Source organism: Mesorhizobium sp. P5_C1, assembly GCF_054049815.1.
In genome coordinates, this window is record NZ_JBFULQ010000837.1 from 1 (window position 1) to 1,746 (window position 1,746).

The following is a 1,746-nucleotide window of genomic DNA, read 5'->3' on the forward strand; positions in this document are numbered from 1 at the left end:
GACTAGAGCAACGAACGCCCGGATGGAATCAATTCTGTTTCCGGGATGGCGAAGCGAACCACGCGATGGCGAGCCCGATGTTGTTTGGTCGAGCGATGCCGCCTGACAAATTCCCACCGGCAGAATGATCCCATCTGAATGTCCATCCCTCTATGACAGCAGTTCCTTGAAGATACCGTTGCCTGCCAAAAGTGTCTCGTGTGTTCCGTCTTCCACCAATTGACCCGAGTCGAAGACGACAACGCGATCGAACATCGCCGCCATTGCCGGACTCGTCACGACCCACACTATTGCCGGCGAATGGCCGTCGCACCTGGCTGCCTCGAGCACATTTCGCAGCACCTTCTCCTGCATGCGATGGTCGAGCGCCGACAGCGGCCGGTTTAGAATGAGAAAATCGGGACGCTTGAGCAGGGCCCGGGCAACATCGAGCTTCTGTCGCTGTCCACCGGTCAGCCGCCTGCCGCCGGAGCCGACGTTGAAGTCGAGGCCGACATCCAGCAGTTCGGCATAGAGCCCAAGTTCGTCAAGAATGTCATAGACGATGGAGCGTATGCGGTCCRGCGCGTCGGGATGGCTGTTGCCCACACGCCCGAACAGGACATTGTCCATGACGGTGGCTGCGGCAATGTATTTGGCGGGATCATACCGTTCGATCGCATCTTGCAGCTCGGGCGGCAGGTTTTCATAGAAATGGTTGCGCGCGGCGACGATCTTGCTCATCAGCTCGTCGCTCAGCAGGCCGAAGCGGTGCCGGGGCTCGATATAGGCAAAGCTCAAGGTGACGATCATGGCGCGGTCGTTCTCGGAAACCGCCTCGTGGGGACGGTTCTTGAGCCGTTGCAGCAAGGTTTCGTAGGCGGGTATCTCCTCGGCGCTCATGAAGGCGAGCTGCTGGAAGAACTGGTGGTCGGCCGGCAGGTCGGCAAACAGCTCGATCGCCTGTCCGGCGATCTCCATGCCCATTTCGTAGAGCGTGCGGTCGAGGCCGGCTTCTTTCAGCACGGAAGCAAAATAGGGATTGGCAGCCAGAGCCCTGTCGGCCAGCTTGGGGCCGGCGGCAGCGCCGAAGAGCAGGTTTTCGCCGATCGTCGCTTCCTTGTTGTAGGCGCCCGGTTCGAAAGGAACCACCAGTCCGCTCAGCCCTTCCTGCTCCAGCCGGGTTCGCAGCGCCGCACGCAGTTCGACGATCCGCCTGGCAAGCTCCGTGTGACGCGTGAGGTCGGCCGAAGAGCGCAAGCCAAGATCCAGAATGTCGCGCGACAGGACAACCGCGTCGAGCACCCTGCGCACGGCTTCAAAGAGGTCGTGCGGGCCGGTAGCCCCGGCGGAAGCATAGTTGATCCAGTCGCTGTGGATATCGAGATCCGGATTACCCGACCGGCGCGCTTCGTGCATGTTCCAGCGGTGCTGGTCTGCCGCAGCGCCGTCATACGTCACCGATGTCAGCGGCGCATGCTTCAACCCGTAGAGCAGGTTATCGCGAAGGCTGGCCTGGAACAGGAAAACATCCGACGAGGCATAGGACATGCGCCGGCCGGTCACTGCTTCGGGGAGTTCAAGCAGGTCATCGGCGCCCGACATGACCCTTCCGCTGTCCGGCCAGTTCAGCCGGGCGAAAGCTTCTGCAAGCGCCTCAGCTCCACCTGTTGCGGTACTGACCAACGCCACCGTCTCACCCGGCTTGACCTGGAGGGAGATGCGGTCGAGGAGCATGGCACCGCCATCGTCCGCTATGGACAGACC

The 1,746-nt window shown here is 61.5% G+C and carries 1 pseudogene; it reads right to left on the reverse strand.

Going from position 1 to position 1,746, the window contains the following annotated elements:
* Positions 1-150 precede the first annotated feature (150 nt).
* Positions 151-1,746 (reverse strand): annotated as a pseudogene (locus ACXJ7R_RS31785) (ABC transporter ATP-binding protein); the annotation flags it as partial.